At 46.8% G+C, this 22860-nt stretch carries 21 protein-coding genes and 1 riboswitch; of the genes, 13 read left to right on the top strand and 8 right to left on the bottom strand.

All coding sequences use genetic code 11. The features are described 5' to 3' along the window. Positions 1 to 142: 142 nt before the first annotated feature. The gene (gene gmk, locus QME20_RS08355; RefSeq protein ID WP_014947804.1) at positions 143 to 784 is read right to left on the bottom strand and encodes a guanylate kinase; all 642 of its coding nucleotides are present in this window, start codon (positions 782 to 784) and stop codon (positions 143 to 145) included. A 207-nt stretch (positions 785 to 991) separates the two neighbouring features. Between gmk and QME20_RS08350 the strand changes: the two genes are divergently transcribed. Continuing rightward, a complete protein-coding gene (locus tag QME20_RS08350) occupies positions 992 to 1663 on the top strand; it encodes an alpha/beta fold hydrolase (protein ID WP_014977932.1) in 672 nt (223 codons plus the stop codon). 194 nt (positions 1664 to 1857) lie between these two features. Here the strand turns inward: QME20_RS08350 and QME20_RS08345 are convergent, their stop codons facing one another. Beyond that, positions 1858 to 2919, bottom strand: a complete 1062-nt coding sequence (locus QME20_RS08345) for a GGDEF domain-containing protein (RefSeq protein WP_281715775.1) — start codon at positions 2917 to 2919, stop codon at positions 1858 to 1860. Between the two features lie 196 nt (positions 2920 to 3115). On the opposite strand from QME20_RS08345, the gene hemC reads away from it, so the two are divergent. The 11 genes from hemC (at position 3116) to QME20_RS08290 (ending at position 15549) form a co-directional block, all read left to right on the top strand. Next, on the top strand, positions 3116 to 4054 hold the full coding sequence (hemC, locus tag QME20_RS08340) for a hydroxymethylbilane synthase (RefSeq protein WP_014947801.1): 939 nt from the start codon (positions 3116 to 3118) through the stop codon (positions 4052 to 4054). Between the two features lie 63 nt (positions 4055 to 4117). Further along, positions 4118 to 4849: a uroporphyrinogen-III synthase gene (locus tag QME20_RS08335; RefSeq protein WP_039226924.1), complete on the top strand. Its 732-nt coding sequence runs from the start codon at positions 4118 to 4120 to the stop codon at positions 4847 to 4849. Next, positions 4850 to 6022, top strand: a complete 1173-nt coding sequence (locus QME20_RS08330) for a uroporphyrinogen-III C-methyltransferase (RefSeq protein ID WP_281715774.1) — start codon at positions 4850 to 4852, stop codon at positions 6020 to 6022. It abuts the gene before it with no gap. Then, positions 6019 to 7194, top strand: a complete 1176-nt coding sequence (locus QME20_RS08325; protein WP_281715773.1) for a heme biosynthesis HemY N-terminal domain-containing protein — start codon at positions 6019 to 6021, stop codon at positions 7192 to 7194. The genes QME20_RS08330 and QME20_RS08325 overlap by 4 nt, the downstream gene beginning before the upstream one ends. 111 nt (positions 7195 to 7305) lie before the next feature. Continuing rightward, a riboswitch (TPP riboswitch) is annotated at positions 7306 to 7417 on the top strand. A 274-nt stretch (positions 7418 to 7691) separates the two neighbouring features. Then, entirely contained in the window at positions 7692 to 9602 is a 1911-nt protein-coding gene (thiC, locus tag QME20_RS08320) for a phosphomethylpyrimidine synthase ThiC (protein WP_281715772.1), read from the top strand. Then, entirely contained in the window at positions 9599 to 11200 is a 1602-nt protein-coding gene (gene thiE / locus QME20_RS08315; RefSeq protein WP_281715771.1) for a thiamine phosphate synthase, read from the top strand. The genes thiC and thiE overlap by 4 nt, the downstream gene beginning before the upstream one ends. Then, complete coding sequence (locus QME20_RS08310; RefSeq protein ID WP_281715770.1) at positions 11193 to 11987, top strand: HesA/MoeB/ThiF family protein; 795 nt, start codon at positions 11193 to 11195, stop codon at positions 11985 to 11987. The genes thiE and QME20_RS08310 overlap by 8 nt, the downstream gene beginning before the upstream one ends. Further along, positions 11984 to 12193 (top strand): sulfur carrier protein ThiS, encoded by a 210-nt coding sequence (gene thiS, locus QME20_RS08305; RefSeq protein ID WP_187446322.1) that lies wholly within the window; start codon positions 11984 to 11986, stop codon positions 12191 to 12193. The genes QME20_RS08310 and thiS overlap by 4 nt, the downstream gene beginning before the upstream one ends. 1 nt (position 12194) lies before the next feature. Next, the gene (locus tag QME20_RS08300; protein WP_069943503.1) at positions 12195 to 12965 is read left to right on the top strand and encodes a thiazole synthase; all 771 of its coding nucleotides are present in this window, start codon (positions 12195 to 12197) and stop codon (positions 12963 to 12965) included. Then, the gene (gene thiH, locus QME20_RS08295; protein WP_281715769.1) at positions 12962 to 14095 is read left to right on the top strand and encodes a 2-iminoacetate synthase ThiH; all 1134 of its coding nucleotides are present in this window, start codon (positions 12962 to 12964) and stop codon (positions 14093 to 14095) included. The genes QME20_RS08300 and thiH overlap by 4 nt, the downstream gene beginning before the upstream one ends. Positions 14096 to 14322: 227 nt before the next feature. Beyond that, complete coding sequence (locus tag QME20_RS08290) at positions 14323 to 15549, top strand: threonine/serine exporter family protein (protein WP_281715768.1); 1227 nt, start codon at positions 14323 to 14325, stop codon at positions 15547 to 15549. Between the two features lie 99 nt (positions 15550 to 15648). Here QME20_RS08290 and QME20_RS08285 read toward each other — a convergent pair whose 3' ends face one another. The 4 genes from QME20_RS08285 to QME20_RS08270 form a co-directional block, all read right to left on the bottom strand. Then, a complete protein-coding gene (locus QME20_RS08285) occupies positions 15649 to 16761 on the bottom strand; it encodes a YcjF family protein (RefSeq protein ID WP_281715767.1) in 1113 nt (370 codons plus the stop codon). A 2-nt stretch (positions 16762 to 16763) separates the two neighbouring features. Then, the gene (locus QME20_RS08280; protein ID WP_168463313.1) at positions 16764 to 18149 is read right to left on the bottom strand and encodes a YcjX family protein; all 1386 of its coding nucleotides are present in this window, start codon (positions 18147 to 18149) and stop codon (positions 16764 to 16766) included. Positions 18150 to 18361: 212 nt separating this feature from the next. Beyond that, positions 18362 to 19123 (bottom strand): MBL fold metallo-hydrolase, encoded by a 762-nt coding sequence (locus QME20_RS08275; protein WP_014947788.1) that lies wholly within the window; start codon positions 19121 to 19123, stop codon positions 18362 to 18364. Positions 19124 to 19260: 137 nt separating this feature from the next. Next, the gene (locus QME20_RS08270) at positions 19261 to 20184 is read right to left on the bottom strand and encodes a LysR family transcriptional regulator (RefSeq protein WP_075177690.1); all 924 of its coding nucleotides are present in this window, start codon (positions 20182 to 20184) and stop codon (positions 19261 to 19263) included. Between the two features lie 213 nt (positions 20185 to 20397). On the opposite strand from QME20_RS08270, the gene QME20_RS08265 reads away from it, so the two are divergent. Continuing rightward, a complete protein-coding gene (locus QME20_RS08265) occupies positions 20398 to 21618 on the top strand; it encodes an acyl-CoA dehydrogenase family protein (protein WP_281715766.1) in 1221 nt (406 codons plus the stop codon). Between the two features lie 73 nt (positions 21619 to 21691). On the opposite strand, the gene QME20_RS08260 is transcribed toward QME20_RS08265, so the two are convergent. Next, entirely contained in the window at positions 21692 to 22240 is a 549-nt protein-coding gene (locus QME20_RS08260) for a hypothetical protein (protein WP_230633750.1), read from the bottom strand. A gap of 3 nt (positions 22241 to 22243) precedes the next feature. After that, positions 22244 to 22774, bottom strand: a complete 531-nt coding sequence (locus tag QME20_RS08255) for a hypothetical protein (RefSeq protein ID WP_168463311.1) — start codon at positions 22772 to 22774, stop codon at positions 22244 to 22246. Positions 22775 to 22860 lie beyond the last annotated feature (86 nt).

Below are 22860 nucleotides of genomic sequence, written 5' to 3'. Positions count from 1 at the left end.
AGTTATTCAAAAAACGGCCGCGTAGTATACACAGATACGTGGCGCGATCCTAGCGTTTTGTTTGAATTTGAAGCAGTCAGATCATGCAATTTATGCAGCGATCGTTCGATGCTAAAACAAAACACGTATTGTTAAGTTAAGCTTACGCGCTACCGAGCAGTTCGTCCAATAGCACTTGATGGCGCATTTGTTGTTTTCCCGTGCGAAGTCGCTGTGCTGTAACGATGGCTTCCAAATCGTTTAACGCAGTCGCAAAGTCGTCGTTGATAATTACGCTATCGAATTCATTGAAATGAGACATTTCAGCTACGGCTTGCGCCATACGACCTGCAATGACTTCTTCACTGTCTTGACCGCGATTATTTAAACGCTGCTCTAGCACGTCGAGTGAAGGCGGAAGAATGAAAATACCGCATGTGTCTGGCATAAGCTTTTTGACTTGGCGCGCGCCCTGCCAATCGATATCTAAAAATACGTCAATACCACGGTGCAAAGTTTGTTCAATCGTCACGCGGGATGTGCCGTAATAATTGCCAAATACTTCTGCGTATTCAAAAAACACACCCTGTTCAATCAGCGCTTCAAACTGCTCTCGACTCACAAAATGGTAGTGCACGCCGTCGACTTCACCCGGACGAGGTTGACGTGTTGTATGAGATACAGACACCTGCATTGGCGTAGCTGTATTGCTTTCATACTTTTCCATTAGCGCCTTTATAAGGCTTGATTTTCCTGCTCCAGAAGGAGCTGCAAGAATGAATAAGTTGCCGAGTAGTGAAGCCATAGGGTATTAAAATTCTTTCAAAATGTGGTGATTTCAAGTGGCAATGATAGCATATTAAGCGGTTGTGCCGTACCTTTCATTGCATAGTGAAAACTTGGTTCATTCTATCAAGCTTATGCCGATGGGTTACCACAGCAAAAATTAATGGGGTCAGAGTACTTTTTCTGGCCCTAAATGTACTCTGACCCCAAAACTAGGAAATAAAGCATGACTCAGCAACTTCTGCCGTGCGTAGAGATAAACCCATCCACTACGCCTGATGCCTGCGTTATCTGGCTTCACGGTCTTGGCGATTCAGGCCATGGTTTTGCGCCTATAGTGCCCGAGCTAAAACTGCCCGAATCAATGGCGGTTAAATTTCTCTTTCCTCACGCTCCAGAACGCCCTGTGACTATCAATGGCGGCATGAGAATGCGCGCTTGGTACGATATCAAATCGTTAGATTTTGAAAGCCGTGCGGACTTAGAAGGTGTAAAAGAGTCGGCTGCTCAGGTAGAAGCGCTTATCGAAGCACAAATTGAAAGTGGCATTCCTAGCGAACGTATTGTACTTGCAGGATTTTCTCAAGGCGGTGTTATTGCTCTGCACTTAGCACCTCGATATGCCAATAAATTTGCAGGTGTTATCGCTCTATCTACTTATATGTGCGAGCCATCACTTCTTGGAAGCGAAGCAAAAGACACAAACCGCGAAACGCCAATTATGATGGCACATGGTGAGCAAGACGAAGTGGTGCCGGTATTTATGGGCAATGCTGCGTTTAAAACGCTGAGCGAAAGTGGCTTTAATGCCACGTGGCAGACTTACACCATGCAGCACAATGTTTGTATGCAAGAGCTTAACGACATAAGTGCTTGGCTTCAAAAAGTTCTAGGGTAATGCCTTAAGAGCCTGTTGGCCCTTGCTGCAAATTACGTTCATATAATAAAGATCAACAGCCTCCGGTATTTAAACAAAAGAAAAAGCTGGTGAAGCAACAAAAGCCAGCTTTCTTCTTAGCGTGAGTGGGTACACGTCTGTCGATTAAAAAGTCGCGCCTTCCGTCTCTTCTTTATTTCACGTTTATTCCAAAACTATTCGACGACTCTGTTGCGCCCCGCATTTTTAGCTTTGTAAAGATTGTCATCGGCCTGCTTCAAACAAGCGTGCAAGTTTGTATCAGTAAGCGCTGTGGCTACACCAAAGCTTGCGGTTATGGAGTGATTAACATCACCCTCTACAAACGGATTAGCTTCAATCACCTTCCTCATTTTTTCTGCTAATTTTACCGCTTGGCTCAACGTCGCATGAGGGAATAGAACCAAAAATTCTTCACCACCGGTTCTTGCCACCACGTCAGTAGTTCTTACTGCTTCTTTCATTAGGCGAGTGATATGTATAAGCACTTCGTCACCAATATCGTGGCCATAGGTATCGTTAATTGTTTTGAAATGGTCAATATCTACCACCACCGCACTTAAAGGGAAATGAGCACCGGGATCTTGCATTGCACGTTCAAAAAAAACAGCTTCAAGGAATCGCCGGTTAGGAAGTTTTGTAAGCGGATCGGTATTAGCCTGCCGCATGCGCTCTAAATTTTCGCACAGCATTTCTTTTCTGCTTTGATGCCAGAAATTTTCACCTATAAAGGCGACGCAAATAAAACAGAACGTAGCGATTAAGAAGCGGGAAACATGCTCTGCTGGGTACTCAGCCACTATTTTTTCTTGATTGTAGAGCATAAAAATAGCGATACCCATGGTCACTGCTACGTAAACCATGGCGGGCTTAAAACGCACAACAACTATCTGAATAAAAAGCAGGGGAAAGATAAAATAAAGCCCAGTATTATTTAGCCCGCCGGTATAAACCAAGCCGTTTATGGTAAATGCTACCACTAAGCCTGCTAGATAATAGAAGACATCGACGCGAGGGAACATATGGGATAACGCCACATTGGCGTACACAAAAGCAGCTGACCCCGCCAGCGTTCCAACGAGCAATGGGTTGTTTGTACCCATGTTGATCCACGCCATAAACGCCATAATGGTGCCACCAACATAAGATATGAAATATAGCGTTAAGCGCCTTCGTTTTGCTTCCGCTTCATCTTGCTGAGCACTTCTAAGTAATTGGCGCAACGACGAACTGTCCATAAAAAGACTTATCTCCGCATTTAAAACTAATTGACCATTATTCCTTTCAGCATAGACTGAATGTCTAATAATAACCAAGGAGAAAACTGCGCCTAATTTCAAACATTAATACAGAAAATGCGTATACTACGGGGTATATCGTATGACGTTATGTGATACATCGTTTTAGTTTCTTTTTATATAGTTTGGAATAGCCATGAGTCACCTCAACACTACCCGCACCGTTCGAATTGCTACTAGAAAAAGTGCTTTAGCGCTTTGGCAAGCAGAGTATGTGAAGGCAAAATTGTTGGAGCATTATCCGTCAATGACCGTTGAGCTTGTGCCTATGAGCACGCAGGGCGACAAAATTTTAGATACACCTCTGGCGAAAATTGGTGGTAAAGGACTTTTCATAAAAGAGCTTGAAATTGCCATGCTTGAAGGCCGTGCCGATATTGCCGTGCACTCTATGAAAGACGTACCGGTTGAATTTCCTGAAGGTTTTGGCCTTCACGCTATTTGTGAGCGAGAAAACCCGTTCGACGCTTTTGTTTCAAATAACCACGACAGTTTAGATGCCCTGCCCCAGGGCGCAGTAGTAGGTACGTCTAGCCTTCGCAGACAGTGCCAAATTCGCAAGTATCGCCCTGACCTTATCATCAAGGACCTGCGCGGAAACGTGAATACTCGTCTAGCCAAGCTAGACGCAGGTGAGTACGACGCCATTATCTTAGCTTCTGCTGGCCTTATTCGCCTTGAAATGGAATCTCGTATTCGCATGCCGTTACCTGCTGATATTTCACTACCCGCCGTTGGGCAGGGTGCTGTAGGTATCGAGTGCCGTAACGACGATGAAGAGCTAATTAAGTTGCTACAGGCGTTGAACCATACAGACACTAATACACGTGTTACCGCAGAACGCGCCATGAACGAGAGATTGGAAGGCGGCTGCCAAGTACCTATTGGTAGCTTTGCCACGCTTGATGGCGATGTGCTGACACTAACCGGTATGGTTGGTAAGCCAGATGGTTCAGAACTGCTCTTTGCTTCTGCTACAGCGTCGCGAGAAAAAGCCGCAGATATTGGTGTTGAAGTAGCGGAATCCCTTCTTGAGCAAGGTGCCGGTGAAATCTTAAAGGCGCTTTATAACTAAGTTATAGTTTGTCGAATGCGTGCAGGTTTACGCAGTAAAATAAAAGGATGAAAATTCGATAGTATGTTGCTGTTTACACGCCCACTGCCGAAGTTAAAAGCAAGCGCTTCTGCCTTTGAAAAAGCCGGAATTGACGCGGTAGGCATTGCCACGTCTAACATCATTGATATTTCGTCTGAAAGAAAAGCTGCTGCAGAATTTTTAGCGTCAAATGCAGTAAACGCAATTGTTGTTACCAGCGTATATGCTGTAGACACCGTTATTGAAGGCTTACGCGAAACGGCTAACGAATTACCATTGATCATAGCTGTGGGCGATGCCACTGCACGAAAATTACAAGCGGGACTTCAGGCGTTTTCATCGGCGCAGGTTGCTATTCCCGAAGCCCATACATCCGAAGGTATACTGGCAATGCACCAACTTAATGAGGCAAACTGTCAGCATGTCGTTATCATTAAGGGTGAAGGTGGGCGCGACGCCATAGCCACTGGATTAGACGAAAAAGGTATTTTAGTGAATAGCTTTTGCGTTTATAAGAGAGAGCAACTTACAAGCCCAATTTACACAAAACGGTGGAAAATGGGCGAAGTTAGCGGCATTATCGCTACAAGCGAAGCAATGGCACTGCAACTAATTGCGCAATTTGGCCAAGCACTTAAATCTATTAAATGGTTAACAGTGAGCGATCGAATTGCCAAAACCCTCACTAGCCAAGGCATTAAAGAGGTAGCGGTTTGTCAGCGAGCCACCGATCAGGCACTCATCGCCTGGGTAAAGGATAACTGGGAGTATTGAATGGCCAACAACAATGAAAGTAGCCCACAAAAAGAGGAACTCGTGAAAGTGGAAGCTGAAAAAGACGTTATCGAATCTTCTGCCACGCACAGTGAATCAACACCATCGGGTGCTGCTAAAAAGAAATCGTCGGGAAATGGTCTACTGTGGTTTGTTGTAATCACCCTTTTCCTTATTGTGCTTGGTATGGCTGGCGCAGGTTACTGGTATTACATGCAGCAACAGTCGGCAAGCAAGGACTCTGAATCTGCACTTCAAACGACGACCTCTCAGCTAAACACTATTGAGCGTGAGCGCGCTGGTCTTGTTGCCTCTATCGACAAAGTAGCTCGCACCAACCAGACGTTAGAAAGCACGGTAGCCGAGTTAAAAGCGCAAAACGAAAAGCTGACGCTGCAAGCTGAATCGACGCTTGAGCAACTAAATAATATGGAAGGTCGCCGCCCGGCAGACTGGCTCATTGCTGAGGCTGATTACTTAGTTCGCATGGCAGGCAGAAAGCTTTGGTTGGAAAACGACGTACGCACAGCAATTTTGCTGCTAGTTAACGCAGATAAACGCTTAAAGTCGTTGGCCGACCCATCGGTACTTCCGGTTCGCGCAAACCTTGCTGAAGATATTCAAACCTTACAACAGCTTAACCCTGTATCACAGAGTTCCGTCGCTCTCGCGCTTACGGGTATGATTGCTCAAATTGACAAACTGCCACTTGATACCTTCGAAAAACCAGAAGACGCCAATGCAGAAGACACGACCTTATCGGAGTCAGCTGACGACTGGCAGGAGAACCTTGCGAAGGTGTGGCGTTCACTGGTGAACGATTTTCTTACCATAAAAACCATTGAAGGCCCGGTTGAACCAGTGCTTTCACTGGAAGCGCAGTTTTTAGCAAAAGAGCAGCTTCGCCTACAGCTTATGCACGCGCAAACCGCTGCGCTTCAGGGCGATGCAGGGCTTTATAGCCAGTCGCTTCAATACGCTCAAACGTTAATTATTGAAAAGTTCGACACAGAAAAAAGCCAAGTAACGGGTTTTGTAGATGCACTACAAAACCTCATTGCTACCGATGTATCGCGCCCAATACCTACAGAGCTAGCGTCACAAAAACCGCTAGAGCGTCTACTGGATAGCCGCGTTAAGCAAGTGTTCGGACAAGGAGCAAGTGCACTATGAAATGGTTAGCTATTGCCCTTGCGGTATTAGCCGCATTCGTTGTTGCACTCATTGTTGGCCCAATGTTGTTAGGCGATAAGGGCTACGTACTCATATCACTGGGTAACACCGCTGTTGAAATGACGGTGATTAGCTTTTGTATTTTAGTGATTGGTGCCGTCATTGCCTGGTACGTACTATCTCGACTTGTATTGTGGGCGTTAAGCCTGATCACAGGTTCACATAAATGGTTTGGCACCTTAGGTGAGCGCAAACGCAAGCGTGCGTTCTACGACGGCTTACACGCAATGGCTGCAGGTGATTTTGATACAGCTCAAAAGGCGTTAAGTAAAACCACCAACGGCGATTTCGAAGGCGTTAACTATTTGGCGTCAGCGCAAATTGCTTTTGCCAATAACGATTTAGCCAAAGCCCGTTATTTCCTTGTTCAGGCAACTGACTTTCCAAAAGCGAGAGTAGCCGCAACGGTCATGCACGCGCGTATTGATATGGCTGAAGAAAAATACGATGCGGCACTAGAGAAACTTAACGAGCTTGACGAGCAAGAGCGCGAGAACAAGCAGGTTGTGCAGTTAAAAGCGCAAATTCTTGCCAAGCTAGGTAAATGGCAAGTACTTCAAGAGAATTTGTCAGGCTGGCGTAAAGCATTGCCCAAAGCAGACTACACTACGTGGAGCCAGCGCATCGCCAAAGGTAAGTTTGCCGAAATTGCCAGCAAACAAGGCGCTGTCGAGCTTAAATCGTATTGGGAAACCCTACCTCGTAAGCTTCGTCACGACGATGCTTACCGCGCGGCCTACATTCAACAGTTACTTGACCAAGGTATGCATGCCGACGCACAGAATTTGCTAGTTGAATGGCAAAAACGTGGCCCGAATAGCGCCCTGTTTCCGCTGTTCACGCAGCTTAATATTCCCGATGCATCGCCATCACTACGACTGCTTGAAAGCTGGATAAAGCAAGACGAAGAAAACGTGTCGCTATACTCCACGCTAGGCCAAGTTGCATTTAACTCAGGCGATGATGTGTTGGCGGAAAAAGCCCTGCTTAAAGCCACAAAAATGAAGTCGCGCAAAGAAGACTTATTGCTGCTGTCTGCAATTAGCGAACGCAAGCATGACACAGCCACTGCACTTCAGCTTTACAAGGAAGGTCAGCAGCTAGCCAGCTAGATGAATATTCCTTTAGCTTTCTGGTAGTACTTGTATTACCCATAAAATTGAAGATATAGTAAAAAGGAATTCTCAATTCGGGTTGTTTCAACCACAACCCGAATTGACTTAAACAACTTGTCGGAGTGCTTCACTGTTAACCCAGTAAGCTGAGACCGCGAAAGTGGGATCCGTAGAACCTGATCAGGCTAATACCTGCGAAGGGAACAAGAAAATACAATGTGCACACTGTTAAACCGTGGTTTAGCGTTGTGAAGCGAAGTTGTTTTGCTGTTGATGATACAGACACACCCATTACGGTGCTGCTCGTCACTCAAGGTAAACTGTTTAAGTTTATCCCCAAGTCAACATCAACGGTGTAAAGGGCTGTAATCACCAGAACCTTTACCAACAATCTCGCTAGAGTAACGGGATTATTCCTCTCTACACTTACACTTTGTATTCTCCTTCACTCCTGACAAGCATTTTTAGAACCTAAATTTACAAGGTAAAATGCTATGTCGAACAGACGCGAACAGCGCCAACAAGCTCAACAATTCATTAATGAACTTGCGGGCGAAGCTTACCCAAATTCAACACGCCACTACGAGTGTGGCAGCCGTGACGATATTCGTGTGGCCATGCGCCTTATTCACCAACACGACAGTTTAGTGGGTGGAACCGAAGACAACCCTATTTTAGAGCCAAATCCGCCCATTCCTGTGTACGACACTTCAGGCCCCTACGGCGATCCACAAGAAAACATAGATGTGCACAAAGGCCTAGCTCCGCTTCGCCAAAAGTGGATTGAAGAGCGTAGCGATACCCTTGAATTAGAGGGCGTTTCGTCAAGCTTTGCAAAAGAGCGTGAAAACGACATTTTTACCGAAGATTTCCGCTTTATTCGCAGCCGCAAACCACTAAAAGCAAAAGCAGGCAAAAACGTTACCCAGCTTCACTACGCAAGACAGGGCATTATTACTCCTGAAATGGAATACATTGCCATTCGCGAGAATATGGGTCGCCAAGCCATTAAAGATGCTGAACTGACGCAGCAGCACAAAGGCGAACACTTTGGCGCGAATTTACCCGAGACCATCACGCCTGAATTTGTACGCCAGGAAGTGGCCGCAGGCCGCGCCATTATTCCATGCAACATCAATCACCCCGAGTTGGAACCAATGATTATAGGGCGTAACTTTCTAGTAAAGATTAACGCAAACATTGGTAATTCAGCAGTCACCTCGTCTATTGAAGAAGAGGTAGAAAAGCTGGTGTGGTCAACGCGCTGGGGCGCCGATACCATCATGGATTTATCTACCGGCAGAAACATTCACGAAACCCGAGAGTGGCTGCTGCGAAACAGTCCAGTTCCTCTTGGCACCGTCCCCATTTATCAAGCGCTAGAAAAAGTAAACGGTGTAGCCGAAGATTTAACGTGGGAGATGTTTAAAGACACCCTAATTGAGCAAGCCGAACAAGGCGTAGACTACTTCACCATTCACGCTGGCGTGCTGCTTGAATACGTACACCTTACCGCAAAGCGGGTTACCGGCATTGTATCGCGCGGCGGTTCGATAATGGCAAAGTGGTGCTTAAGCCACCACCAGCAAAGCTTTCTGTATGAGCACTTTCACGATATTTGCGAAATTTGCGCTAAGTACGATGTGGCGCTGTCGCTAGGTGATGGCCTGCGCCCTGGTAGCGTAGCTGACGCTAACGACGACGCGCAATTCTCTGAATTACGTACCCTTGGTGAGCTGACGAAAATTGCATGGGAGTACGATGTTCAGGTAATGATTGAAGGCCCGGGGCATGTGCCAATGCATATGATTAAAGCGAACATGGAAGAGCAGCTTAAGCACTGCCACGAAGCACCGTTTTATACCCTTGGCCCCCTCACCACCGATATCGCTCCTGGCTACGATCACTTCACTTCAGGTATAGGTGCCGCCATGATTGGTTGGTATGGCTGCGCAATGCTGTGCTATGTAACACCTAAAGAGCATTTGGGCCTACCTAACAAAGAAGACGTTAAACAGGGGCTGATCACCTACAAAATTGCAGCCCACGCTGCCGACTTGGCAAAAGGCCACCCAGGTGCACAAATTCGCGACAACGCCATGTCGAAAGCTCGCTTTGAATTCAGATGGGAAGACCAGTTCAATTTAGCTCTCGACCCGCATACCGCGCGCGCTTATCACGATGAAACCTTGCCGCAGGCGTCTGGCAAAGTTGCGCATTTCTGCTCTATGTGCGGCCCTAAATTTTGCAGCATGAAAATTTCTCAGGAAGTGCGCGATGTGGCTAAACAAGCGGAGCAGCAAGAGTTTGAGAAAGAAAAAGGTATGAAAGAGATGGCCCAGGCATTCAATCAGTCTGGCGCAGAGCTTTATCACACTGCAGATAGCAAGGTAGAGCTACCATGATGGCGAAAGCGTCCATAAGCCCTGCATCCAACAACCTCAACACTGCACTTCCTGTAGTGTGGTGTGTGGGAGGCGTTGACTGTAGCGGTGGTGCGGGCGTTACCCGCGACGCCATTACATTGGCCGATCTGAGCATCCACGCTTGTGTGCTCACTACACAGCTTACCGTGCAGTCCAACTCAATAATGCTTAGTAAGGAAAGCATGTGCGCGTCGGCATTAAATCAGCAGTGGCAGGTGCTGTTTGAAGATACCCCGCCGCGCGCTATTAAAATTGGCGCTATTGCTAATGATGAGCAAGCGCTGTTGTTGTGTGCACGTATTCAAAAAACATCTAACCCTCGCCCCTTCGTTGTATGGGATCCTGTATTGTCTACCTCGTCAGGTAGCGTGCTGAGTGAGTTAAGCGAAAGCGTAGTTGACGAACTGTTGAATACGGTAGATATCGTTACGCCAAATATCGATGAGCTTGCGTGGCTCACCCATTTGCCAGTTGTTGATGAAGCGAGCTTGCTAACTGCAATCAATCGGCTAAGGGGTAAAGGCGCAAAGAGCGTTTACGTTAAGGGCGGTCACGCCCACTGGCAAAAAAATGTAAGCGATATTTTTGTTTGTGCCTCTCACACTCTTCTTTTTAGCCAGCCGAAATACGCTAACGGCAACCTTCGCGGCACAGGCTGCATGTTAGCCAGCGCAGTAGCGGCATTCATTGTGCACGACTACTGCATTGAAGACGCACTTACGCTTGCTAATGCTTACGTCAGCGAAGTTCGCAACCATACACTACCAAAGCAATGCGCAGCGGCTAACGCAAACGCCATAAGTAACGAATTAACCGCCTACTTTGCACGAACTAACGGCTTTCCCGCAAAACCAGAGAGCTTTCCGCTGGTGACCTTTCACCAACGTGGCGCCACTGCCAATGAAAAAGAGCGGGATAAGGATACCCTTCTTGAAGCCTCGTCTTGTAAAGAAGGCCACTTTCCTGCACTTACTCATACTCATTTAGGCATCTATCCTGTAGTAGATAGCGTGCAATGGATAGCACGCCTCTGGCCAACGGGCGTAAAAATCATGCAGCTGCGGGTTAAGCAAGGCTCCCAAGAAGACATTCGTCAGCAAATAAAAGAGGCAATAGAATTGGTGAAACACACCGACTGCCAATTATTCATTAATGACTATTGGGAGCTGGCCATAGAGCTCGGGGCTTACGGAGTGCACTTGGGGCAAGAGGATATCGACACCGCAGACCTAAACGCCATCCGTAGTGCGGGTTTACGGCTTGGAATATCAACGCACGGCTTCGCTGAAATTCAACGTGTTCGCGCTTTAAACCCGTCTTACATTGCCCTTGGTCATATCTTCCCCACCAATACCAAAGACATGCCTTCGAAGCCCCAAGGTGTAGCACGTTTAGAAAAGTATGTGCAGCTTTGCGATGGCATTCCCACCGTTGCTATTGGTGGTATTAACTTATCGCGTATAGGCAATGTAGCTAAAACCGGCGTTAGCGGCATTGCTGTGGTAAGTGCAATCACTCAGGCAGAATACCCGCTAAAAGCCTACCAAGCATTGGTTGAGGAGGCTGGGTTTGCTTAGTCATTCAGCTACTCATTCACTTAGTCACTCAGTAGGCCAGCAGTTAGCGCATCAGGATATACGTCGCTACAGCAGACAACTCTTACTCGATTGCATTGATCACGACGGACAGCTTAATTTGGCGGGTGCACACGCTGTTATCGTTGGCTTAGGTGGATTAGGCAGCGTAACCGCCCGCTATTTAGCAGGCGCAGGCGTGGGCAACATTACACTTATAGATGGTGACACCGTCGACATTAGTAATTTGCAGCGCCAAATAAGCTACAATGAAATGCACCTAGGCGAGCTTAAAGCTAAATCGCTTTACAATGAACTGCGTAAAGTGAACTCGCATTTAAACATCCAGTTTAAAAGCTTATTTGCTGATAGTAACAACTTACCAACATTAATTGCATCAGCCACCTGCGTGCTGGATTGCACCGACAACGTTACGGTACGAAGGCAGATAAACCTGGCCTCGTTTCGCGCCTCTATTCCGCTTTTTATTGCAGCAGCCAGTGGGCTTACCTGGCAAGCGCTGAACTTGCCTCAAAACTCAGCCACCTGCGGTTGCTACGAGTGTTTAGTGAATAATGTTGCCATACGCGAAGATTGCGTTAGCAAAGGTGTACTGGGCCCCGTAGTAGGCTTGGCAGCATGCCACCAAGCTACCCAAGCCTTGTTATTTCTGGCAAGAGGCTTCGATGCCGATATTAAATGGGGCCATTACGTAAACGCCCATGCAGGCCAAGGCACGCTGCAAAGTTTCAAGCTTCCCCCCTCTTCTTCTTGTGAGGTATGCCAATGACCCAAATTAACATCAACGTGAACAATCAATTAATGAGCGTGATTTCTCCTATATCACTTAGTGAATTAATTGCCCTTAAACAATTGAAAGACGAAGGCACTGCCGTTGCCAAAAATGCCGCCATTATCAGCAAGCAAGAATGGCCGACGACGTATTTAAGTAACAACGATACCGTGGATATCTTCACCCTAGTGGCAGGAGGCTAAAATGCTAACACTCGCAAATCACACCTTCCCTTCCCGCCTGTTAACTGGCACTGGCAAATTTAGTAACCCAGACACCATGAAAAGCGCGGTACAGGCAGCCAAGAGCAGCATGGTGACCTTGGCAATGAAGCGTGTCGCCAGCCATAGTTCACAAGATGAAACGCTTTCGGCATTAAAAGCATTGGGCGTTACTCTTTTGCCGAATACGTCGGGAGCGAAGAACGCAAAAGAAGCCATATTCGCCGCCGAACTTGCATACGAAGCATTAGGTAGCCCTTGGGTGAAGCTGGAAATTCACCCAGACCAACGCTACTTGTTGCCCGACCCCATCGAAACCCTTCTTGCCGCAGAGGCACTGGTTAAAAAAGGGTTTCACGTTTTGCCCTACTGCGGAGCAGACCCCGTTTTATGTAAACGCTTAGAAGAGGTAGGCTGCGCTGCCGTTATGCCATTGGGCGCGCCAATTGGGAGCAATCAGGGATTACAAACCAAACCCTTTTTGCAAATTATTGTTGAACAAGCGTCGATACCCGTCATTGTAGATGCAGGCATTGGTAAGCCAAGCGAAGCTATGGCGGCCATGGAGCTGGGAGTAGATGCGGTACTGGTGAATACGGCTATCGCCACGGCTAAGAACCCAGTTGCTATGGCAGCAGCTTTCGCAAGCGCCGTAGAAACGGGGCGAAAAGCCTTTGAAGCTGGACTTGGTGCTACCAGCAGTTTTGCCCAAGCCTCTAGCCCGCTTACCGCCTTTTTGGAGCCGGCGGTATGAAGGTAGCGCAGGCATTAATGCAGCAAGACTTGTCGCATGTGGCTATGTCGATAAACAGCAAAACAGCGGGCGACGTAGAACGAGCGCTAGGTAAAGACACACTTTCTTTAGACGACTTCATGGCACTGATCTCTCCCGCTGGCGCTATGTACTTAGAAGCCATGGCCTATCGCGCTAAAGCAATTACTCGCCATCGCTTTGGCAATACCATGCAGCTGTTTGTGCCTTTGTATTTGTCAAACTTGTGTGCCAACGAATGTACCTATTGCGGCTTTACCATGAGCAACAAAATAAAGCGCAAAACCCTGTCTATAAGCGAAGTGTTGACCGAAATTGAAGCCATCAAAGATTTAGGTTTTTCACAGGTGTTACTGGTTACTGGCGAACATGAAACCAAAGTGGGGATGGAATATTTTGAGCAAACACTAAGCGCCATTCGCGAAAAGGTGAGCTACCTTATGATGGAGGTACAACCTTTAAAGCGCGAGCAATATGAAACCTTGAAGCACCTGGGCTTAGACGCAGTGTTAGTGTATCAAGAAACCTACTCACCGCAGCATTACGCTAATTACCACACTCGAGGTAAAAAACAGGACTTCCTATGGCGCTTAGAAGCCAGCGATCGCATAGGGAAAGCCGGCATTGATAAAATAGGCATTGGCGCACTACTGGGTTTAGGCGACTGGCGGGTTGATGGCGCCATGACCGCCCTTCACGGCAAGTTAATACAGCAACACTACTGGCAAAGCCGTGTATCTATTGCTTTTCCGCGCCTTCGTAGCTGTGAAGGTAACAGCACTGGCGGCAACGCCCTCACCAACCGTAAACTCCCTAACGAGCGAGATCTGCTGCAGCTAATATGCGCCCACCGCATTTTTAACCCACAAGCAGAACTCTCGCTGTCTACCCGAGAGTCGGCAGTATTTCGGGATGGCGTAATGCCTCTTGGCATAACGTCTATGAGTGCAGCGTCGCAAACACAGCCTGGCGGTTACAGCGCCCCATCGAAGGCACTAAATCAATTCGATATTGACGACAACCGATCTGTATCAGATGTCGTGAGCGCACTTTCAATGAAAGGACTGGAACCCGTATGGAAAGACTGGATGCAGTTTACAGAACGTGTTTAAGCGCAAGAATATCTGTATTTTTCGTTTGAAAACTCGCGCTAAGAGCGTACTTTTAATGGATTAATCGATTAGTTTTTGTAAGGGAAAATAAGAGAAAATTTGTTTTGCTTTCGTGCAAAACCCTCCGTACAATCCGCCCAAATTTTAGCCAGACACTTTACCTATGCGTCTGGCTTTTTTGTCTCATTTATCTCATATTAGATTTATCAAAACTAAAGGGCAGTGCGTTGGATACCATTGAATTTATTCAAATTCGTAGATTTATAGTGAAGCTAGGCAAAATGCTGCACAAGTACGGTACCCCTGCGTTCCGACTTGAAGCTTACCTAGGTGAAGTCGCTAAGTATTTAGGCGTACACGCTTCATTTATTTCAACGCCAACTTCACTGACTTTTGTTATCTGGAGCGACCGTCACGAAGACGAATATAACCACGCTGCGCGTTTGCTTCCAGGCGAATTAGACATGAACGCGTTGTCGCTCACCGATGAACTGGCCAGCGAACTGCTGTCGGGCAAATTAACCTTAAGTGAAGCTGACAAGCGCTTAAATGAAATAGATGCCATGGGCAGCCCTTATGGTAAATGGGTGACAGGCGTTGCCTTTGCTATGGCCACCGGCGCGTTTGCTATGCTAATGGGTGCAAGCTGGAGTGAAATTGGCTGGTCGGGTGCCTTGGGTATAGTGGCTTATCTTTGGACCTTATGGGCACAGCAGTCTAAACGCGTAAACTTGATGCTAGAGCCTGTCACCGCGTTCGTTGGCGGCATTCTTGCCTGTGCTATTGGTCAATACGTTGACCCTGGCATTAACATTCCGCTGGTTGTGCTTTCATCGGTCATTGTATTTGTACCCGGACTAGCGCTGACTATGGGCCTTGCCGAACTTTCATCGCGCAACATGGTGTCGGGCACGGCTCGTACTATGGACGCCATCATGCAGCTGTTTAAGCTGTATTTCGGTGCTTTTTTGGGTGTGTCAGTGGGCTTTAGTGCGTTTGGTGAAAACGTGTATACCCCTGCAGAATCGCTGCCTTACTGGGCCACTTGGCTATCGGTATTCTTGCTTTGCATTGCCCTAGTTGCGATATTCAGAACGCGTATTAAACACATTCCATGGGCATTGGCAGCAGCATTTATTGCCTACAGTGCTACCGCATGGAGCTCTGACTACATGAGCCCTGGTCTAGGTGCATTCGTGGGTGCATTTGCGTTAGGCATTTTTGCTAATGCGTTCACCCGCATTGCTAACCAACCCGCGACCATTGTGGCTATGCACGGACTTATAGTGCTGGTGCCGGGGTCTAAGACCTATATTGGCTTGAACTCGTTTATGACGGGCCAAGACTTTGTGAAGGCAGACCACTTGGGACAGGAAGTATTTCTTATCTTTATGTCGCTAGTGGCGGGATTAATCTTTGCTAACGTGGTGGTGCCCACTAAAAAGGCGCTATAACGTAAATACAGTAACCTAAGGGTTTCACGCTAGAGCGCGGCTGGTGCCACTAGGGCTGCGCAAAATAACTAGCGCAGCCTAACAAGCAGGCAAGACGCGCTATTTAAGCAACTTGATCAACGCTCTCCCTAAACGGGCGTTGAGCGCGCCCGCAGCAATCGCTTCAGCAGAATTTTCCATAAACTTCGCCGACAAGCTGCCGCCAATTTGATTGGCAACTTCGTCGGTAGCTAAGTCAAACACGCCTTGCGCCGCAATGTTTTGCGCCAACACTTTAAGTAACTTCCAGTTCCCTGCTGTACTTGGCCTTAGTCCATACACGCGGGCCATTCGACGAATGGTACGAAAGCTAATCCATACCACAGCAAAAGTTTGAATAAGATTATTTGGGCTTATAAACGCAAGGCTTCCGGCGGTCACCGACTCTTTATTCAGCACCTTGTGCGCCTTTTCCTGAACCGGTTTTAGTACCGTGTCTTCGTACAGGCCTAATCTTTCTGAGCCTGTCATGTCGTCTTGAAGTTGCTGCTTATAACGGTGGAAACAATGCGCTGCGTAAGAACCCCGCGAAAAGCGTTTGCCGTGCTGGCTTAGCACGCGATCTATTTTCTGTGGCGATGCTTCTGTTCCCGCTGATGGATTTTGTTTCGCTGAAGGCTCTTTCTGCGCTGAAGGCTCTTTCCCATTACTAGCCAGCAAGTCTCGGATAACGCTTGCATCTTCCATTGCCGTATTTACTTGCTTGTAGCCTCGCCATTCTTTAAAACTCAAAAAGCTAAAGCAGCTAACAAACCCAACTAATAGCGCGCCCAGTACGCCCGTACCGATGGGGTGCTCGGAAACGTTTGCCGCAAGGGTGGTATAAGCTTCAAATACGAAAAATCCAATTAATGAAACCACGCCAAACCCTAATGTTGCCGCACCTAACGACAGGCCACCTTTTTTTGTATCCACTTCCCATACATCCTCGGTAACTTGTTGCGGAAGTTTGGTTTCAGGCTGCGCTATGTCTAAGGTTTGTGTTTTAACTTTAGTTTTGTACTGTGGTTTTGTTACCGCATCACTTTCACTGTCATTGTTGGGTTTACCATAGCCAGTCGCCGTGTTGCGCTGCGCTTCCTCACCGACATCGCCGTAAATTGCATCGCTTCTAAGCGTAGACTGGCTTGTTTGTTTTGGGCTTTCGTCAAATGTATAAGGTTTATCGCTCATTCTTACTCTCCTTTGCCCAGTAAAAACTGAAGCAATCTATCTACGCCCTTACCCGCTAAAATACGCGCCTTAAAATCGCTAGGTACACTCACATCAGGTACTGGAAAGTGGCTACCCTCTTCCATCTCTTTCAAAGTGCTGGGAATAGATTCGAACGTAGATTCTACATAGCGGCCATCAGTGTCTTTGTAACGAATAGCATCATCATTACTACCTTCATCGGTTACTTGCATGCTAGACACTAAAAAATGCTCGAATTGTATGGGTTTACCGTCAAACCGTGCTCTCGCCCCTTCGGTAATTTGGGTAAGTAAATTAAGTAAGTTAGCGCGCTGACTTACAGGCACTAAATCAGACTTAGTGGCCACAAACGCCACTCTGCCTATTTGTTCTTTTTTCAGCACATTGCGTGAAAACCACGTGCTTTGCCCGTACACAAAGGTGTCGGCCAGATGACTCAGAGTTTCTTTTAACTGATACAAATGCTGTCTGCTGTGGTTAAGCCCTTCAAACAAATCGACTAGAATAATCTGCTTGTCTGTTTCTTTGAAAATGGACTGCTTCAGCGGCGTTAACCACCCACTTTGGAATTTAGCAAAGTGCTTGTCGAATATTTTAAACCAAGGATGTGATACATCGCTGGTGATGCTAGACGGAAGCGGCGTAAAACCAAAGGCCTGCCAATCGAAGTCGCTCGATTCCAATAAAAAACTGCCCGGCTGAAGAAGAGATATGCCGTTGGCCTTCGCTTCTACTAAATAATCGCGATAGGCATTAACCAGCAGCTGAATACGCTGTTCGGTTGGCTCTTGCTCAAAATCAAACTGATTAACAAACGCTTTCCACTGGTTGGCAAAATACTGCTGCGGCCCACTGCTAAGCTGAGCCCACGCAGAGTCTGACCAATGAGCATAGGTTTTACTTAGCATGGGAATGTCGGTCACCCATTCTCCAGGGTAATCGATAAACTCAAACACCACATTGCTATGAGGCAATACATGACGCTTCAGTGAGGCGGTTTCTTTTAAACGCACCACCAGCTTAAAACCGAATGCTTCTTCGGTGGCTTTAGGCCACTGGCCGTTTTCAAGATCAGCAATGTTCTGTATATGCGGGAACGGTTTGTAGCCTTCAATGGGCTGTATGCGCATATCAAGCACTTGGGATGGCGGCAAATAACGTAGCAAAGGTAAACACGCATAGCCCTCTTCACTGCGGCTTTTCAGCATAGTGATAAGGCTGGTGAACAGCATAGATTTACCGCTTCGACTTAGCCCAGTAATGGTGAATCTGTGAGTTTCTTTGTTAAACACACTGCTAAGTTTGTCGCCAGTTAGCGACGCCATTGCCCGAGTCTTGTCAAAAAGCGTAGCGATATTTTTTTGCATTATTTTGTTTGTATTCTGCCTTTGCAGTTCCTATTCCCTTAAACCTAAACCTTTAAAAATAATATCCAGAGAGTGCAGCCTATACATTATTGCCCTCTCGTTATTATAGATATGCCTATAGGATTAATGTGGTTATTAAGGGGGAAAAGCAAGGGCAGTGCCAGCTAAACACGCCGCTTCGTAAATAAGTAACGCTAACGACGGCTAATAAACTAATGCTCGCGAGTCTTATTGAATAGCTTTTTCTTTATGCGATTTTTACTGGAATGCCAGTGATTCTTAGGTTTGCGCGGCGCGTTTTCAATAACGTGTTCAAAATCGATATCCGACTTTTTGGTGGGCGGAACGTGAGCACAAAAGAATGTATCAATATGTGACTGGGCCAGCTTCTTTAAGCTTTCGCGGTATTGGTTTGGGTGACATAACGGATATGGCGGTACTAGTTCACCTTTCACCTGTACCAATACATCGGCAATGTAAGCCTGCTGCGTGGGAATGTGCTTTAGCGTTAAATCGTGGTCGGTATGGCCCGGCGTGTACATAACCTGCCAGTCAGGAAAACCGGGCAGCAACTGATTGTCGGCAAGCGTCATGTCTGGCGCTAGAATTGGATTGTACCAAATAGGCATTCTTGGCTTGCCAATACGATTGGCCACCCACCAGGTTAGCAACAAATCTATACCGTGAGCAGTACGCCCAGCAAACCCAGCATACCAATTGATGGCTTTGGGATGAGATGCCACCTGCGCGCCAGTACGTTCACGTAGTTTAATGGCGCCTCCGGCGTGATCTGGGTGCATGTGTGTAACCACAATCAGCTTTAAGTCACTTAACGGACGACCTAAGGTTTGCGTAATGTATCGACACACGTTGTCTACATCGGCGCGGCTACAGCCATCAAGCAATAGCAACCCCTTGCTGTCTTCAACAAGATAAATATGCTGTATGTAGCCTGCAAGTGTGTGAATATTCATTACTGCTTCCTTTTCACCAAAACACGCGCCAACCGTGGTATCTGACATACCTCATGTACACTAGCACTAAACCCCGCTAATCGCTGGCAAAGTGTGAGCTGCGTGATAATGCCTATAGCGCTGAATCCTATCAGAACCTATCTGGTAAGACCAGATTCAGCGAACAAGTGTAGCATTAAATTGCGTAACCACATTAGCCCGGGCTCGCCTTCCTGCTGGCTATGCCAGTAAAGGTGTGTTTCCAACGCGGGAAGCTGATACGGCAGTTTGGTGCTAATCAGGTTATCATCGCTTACCGCATCAGCCACAGAGCCTGGCAAAGTTAACAAAGCGTTAGTACTAGCCACCACATCTGCCGCGGCGCGATAGTTTTGGCAACGCCATAATGAAGGACGGCTTATACCTAGTTGCTGCAGCGCAATTTCTTCTACCGACGCCCCTTTTGCCCGGTTCGACACCGTTATATGGCGTGCCGCCACATACTTTTTCTTATCTATATTTTGTGCCAGCGGGTTTTGCTTATTCATAAGCACCTTGTAGGTGTCGCGGCGCAATAGTGAGTGAGAGATGGGCGCGGCAACAGCGCGACCAATATCAATAACAAGGTGGAGGTTTCGATTTGTTAAGTCTGCCAGCATTGTATCTCGATGTAAGCGAGTGCTTACTATTTCGACATTAGGTGCTTGTTTTTCAAGGGTTGAAAGCAGAACAGGTAAAACGCCTAATTCAAGAGACTCTTGCATGGCAATAACAAAGCGCTGATGGCTGTGTAACGGGTCGAAGTCGGCAAACTCCCCCAATGCTTTTCGAATATCACTTAAGGCTTTTAGAATAGCGGGCGCTAACCGTTCGCAGGCCGCAGTAGGCAACATGCTTTGTTTTTCTTTAACAAAAAGTGGGTCGCCCAAAATATCCCTAAACCTGCGCATGGCATGGCTAACGGCCGATGGCGTAATGTGAAGCGCTTCAGCTACGCGGGTCATATTCCTATGCTGCCAAAGCGCTTCAAAAACCTTTAGCAGGTTTAGATCCAACTTCTCGAATTGTCTATTTTCGAACATTGCCACCACCATGAATGAAATTCACACCATTTAAGGATTATATTTCATTTCATTCACTTAACAACTTTCTCTACTATGCGTTTAACGAACAGTTATCGCACGCTTTAGAGACAGTCCCTACATTTTAACTTGCGGCGACCCAAGTGCGAGATGCGAAGCAAATACTCTCTATATTTAATTAGTACAATTTCAACGAATGTAAAAAGGTGCCCTATGGATTTTTCACATAACGACAAAACCAAAGCCTTACTAGAGAAGCTCGATAATTTTATAGCCGAGCATATAGCGCCAATTGAAGATGAAGTTTACGACTTTCACCACAAAGAGAATAATCACGGCGACTGGAAAAGCTGGAAGCTGCACCCTGGAACTGAAGCGCTTAAAGCTAAAGCGCGCGAAGCAGGGTTAGCCAATCTGTTTTTGCCCGATGCCGAGCTAGGCCAGGGCCTTACCACACTTGAATATGCACCTATGGCAGAGCGCATGGGAAAATACCTCTTTGCACCAGAGATTTTTAACTGTAATGCGCCTGATACCGGCAATATGGAAGTGCTGTATCACTTCGGCAGCGACGCCCAAAAAGAGAAATGGCTTAAACCATTGCTTGCAGGTGAAATACGCTCAGTGTTTGGTATGACAGAGCCTGATGTTGCTTCGTCTGACGCCACCAATATGGCCGCCACCATTATTGAAGATGGCAATGATGTAGTCATTAACGGTAAAAAGTGGTGGTCGACAGGGTTAGGCCATCCTAACGCTGCTATAACCATATTCATGGGCTTATCTAACCCCGATAACGACAAGCACAGTCGCCACAGTATGGTCGTAGTGCCGCTTGATACACCTGGAATTACCATTAAGCGCATGCTAGATGCCTACGGCGATTACGATGCGCCTTACGGCCACGGGGAGATGCATTTCGATAATGTGCGCGTGAGCAAAGACAACCTAATTATGGGTTTAGGCAAAGGCTTTGCTATTGCACAAGGGCGCTTGGGCCCGGGCCGTATTCACCACTGCATGCGCGCTATCGGCATGGCAGAAAAAGCGCTAGAGCTTGCACTTAAACGCGGTCACGAACGGGTTGCGTTTGGTAAACCAATCATACGCTTAGGTGGCAACTTAGAACGGGTAGCAGATGCTCGCATGGCTATTGAGCAAGCGCGTTTGCTTACGCTTCACGCCGCATGGAAAATTGATAATTTAGGCGTTAAGCATGCTATGACCGAAATATCAGCCATTAAAGTGGTAGTGCCGAATATGCTACAAAACGTGGTGGATATGGCATTACAAATTCACGGCGGTGCGGGTATGTGTAGCGACTTCCCTCTGGCGCGATTTGCCGCTGGTGCAAGAGCCCTTCGCTTAGCTGATGGCCCTGACGAAGTGCATAAAGGCATGGTGTCACGACTAGAGCTTAAGAAGTATCAGTAGTTATAATTGATACAAAAAATGCGGCTTCATTAAGCCGCATTTTTTAAAGGTTAAACAGCTGCACCAAACAGCGCTAGTTGCCTTCTTCCCGCTGCTTTATTTTACGGTGAATAGCATCAAGCTTTTTGAAGCTTTCCCATAACTCTGGGTGTGTTGCGATTAATGCTGCAACATGGTCGTGATTTTCTTCACGAGTATTTTTGGTAAGAAATTTAATGTCGTCATCATGAGGTAATAGACCAAAGTTGATGTACGTATTATCGCTAGTCGACGTGTTGCTGGCTTTTTGTATCATCATGGACCTGTAAGACTTCAAGTACCTAGGCTCGCAATGCTTACGCACAATTTGGCTGCCGGTGGGCTTACTGCGATGACATATCATGTCAAACTTAGCAACGTCGTTAATTTCGTTGTAGAGTTCCAAAAAAGCAAAGCGCTCTTGCTCAAAAGCTGTTACGAGTTGAGGCGTTGTTTTCTGCCCCACAACATCAATTCGCTCTACTTTCTGCTTATCTAACTGGGCCATTGCGTGGCCACTGGTTAGTGAAAAAAGCGCCAAAGCAGCGCTTAGTGCGAAATGTTTTTTAAGAATACGGTTCATTTTAATTCCTGTGATTTTCATGAATTAATCTTCGTAAACTTCTTCTTTACGCTGCTCAATGCGCTGGTGAATAGCGTCTAGTTTAGTAAAGCTATCAAATAGTTCTGGATGGGTGGCAATCAACGCTGCAACATGCTCGAAAGCATCTTCTCTCGTGTCGTTAGTAAGAAAGCGAATATGGTCATCGCTGGGTAAGCGGTTAAAATCGATCCCCGGGCCAGTAGACGAGACTTGCATCATCATTGAACGAAAGTCTTTCACATAACGCGGTTCGCAACTTTTACGGGCAATTTGGCTTCCAATTGGCTTGTGGTATTTACAGATTACGTCGAACTTTGCGACCTCATTAATGCTGTTATACAACTCTAGGAACTCGAAACGTTGCTTGTCGAATGCGCGTTTCAGTTGAGGAGAAGTTTTCTCACCCACTACGTCAATTGTTTCGTAGTTTTGTTTATCGGTATGTGCGGCGAGGTGGCCGCCAAGAAAAGTACCTAACGTTAGTACTGTCAACTTAACGGTATTTGGGAACACTTTGTTTAAGTGTTTATTCATTTGAAACTCCATCTTCTGAACGTTTTAAAACAATAGCAACTGGTCTAATTTTAATCAATTAATAAAAATTTAAATTAAGAGTCTAA

The organism is Alteromonas sp. CyTr2 (assembly GCF_947311905.1).
Taxonomy (GTDB): domain Bacteria; phylum Pseudomonadota; class Gammaproteobacteria; order Enterobacterales; family Alteromonadaceae; genus Alteromonas; species Alteromonas macleodii.
Note: the sequence above shows the minus strand (reverse complement) of the source record. Positions and strands in the feature narration are given on the sequence as shown.

Coding starts and splice junctions, on each gene's coding strand:
- gmk (WP_014947804.1), bottom strand. CDS start 784: ATGGCTTCACTACTCGGCAACTTATTCATTCTTGCAGCTCCTTCTGGA.
- QME20_RS08350 (WP_014977932.1), top strand. CDS start 992: ATGACTCAGCAACTTCTGCCGTGCGTAGAGATAAACCCATCCACTACG.
- QME20_RS08345 (WP_281715775.1), bottom strand. CDS start 2,919: ATGGACAGTTCGTCGTTGCGCCAATTACTTAGAAGTGCTCAGCAAGAT.
- hemC (WP_014947801.1), top strand. CDS start 3,116: ATGAGTCACCTCAACACTACCCGCACCGTTCGAATTGCTACTAGAAAA.
- QME20_RS08335 (WP_039226924.1), top strand. CDS start 4,118: ATGTTGCTGTTTACACGCCCACTGCCGAAGTTAAAAGCAAGCGCTTCT.
- QME20_RS08330 (WP_281715774.1), top strand. CDS start 4,850: ATGGCCAACAACAATGAAAGTAGCCCACAAAAAGAGGAACTCGTGAAA.
- QME20_RS08325 (WP_281715773.1), top strand. CDS start 6,019: ATGAAATGGTTAGCTATTGCCCTTGCGGTATTAGCCGCATTCGTTGTT.
- thiC (WP_281715772.1), top strand. CDS start 7,692: ATGTCGAACAGACGCGAACAGCGCCAACAAGCTCAACAATTCATTAAT.
- thiE (WP_281715771.1), top strand. CDS start 9,599: ATGATGGCGAAAGCGTCCATAAGCCCTGCATCCAACAACCTCAACACT.
- thiS (WP_187446322.1), top strand. CDS start 11,984: ATGACCCAAATTAACATCAACGTGAACAATCAATTAATGAGCGTGATT.
- QME20_RS08300 (WP_069943503.1), top strand. CDS start 12,195: ATGCTAACACTCGCAAATCACACCTTCCCTTCCCGCCTGTTAACTGGC.
- thiH (WP_281715769.1), top strand. CDS start 12,962: ATGAAGGTAGCGCAGGCATTAATGCAGCAAGACTTGTCGCATGTGGCT.
- QME20_RS08285 (WP_281715767.1), bottom strand. CDS start 16,761: ATGAGCGATAAACCTTATACATTTGACGAAAGCCCAAAACAAACAAGC.
- QME20_RS08280 (WP_168463313.1), bottom strand. CDS start 18,149: ATGCAAAAAAATATCGCTACGCTTTTTGACAAGACTCGGGCAATGGCG.
- QME20_RS08275 (WP_014947788.1), bottom strand. CDS start 19,123: ATGAATATTCACACACTTGCAGGCTACATACAGCATATTTATCTTGTT.
- QME20_RS08270 (WP_075177690.1), bottom strand. CDS start 20,184: ATGTTCGAAAATAGACAATTCGAGAAGTTGGATCTAAACCTGCTAAAG.
- QME20_RS08265 (WP_281715766.1), top strand. CDS start 20,398: ATGGATTTTTCACATAACGACAAAACCAAAGCCTTACTAGAGAAGCTC.
- QME20_RS08260 (WP_230633750.1), bottom strand. CDS start 22,240: ATGAAAATCACAGGAATTAAAATGAACCGTATTCTTAAAAAACATTTC.
- QME20_RS08255 (WP_168463311.1), bottom strand. CDS start 22,774: ATGAATAAACACTTAAACAAAGTGTTCCCAAATACCGTTAAGTTGACA.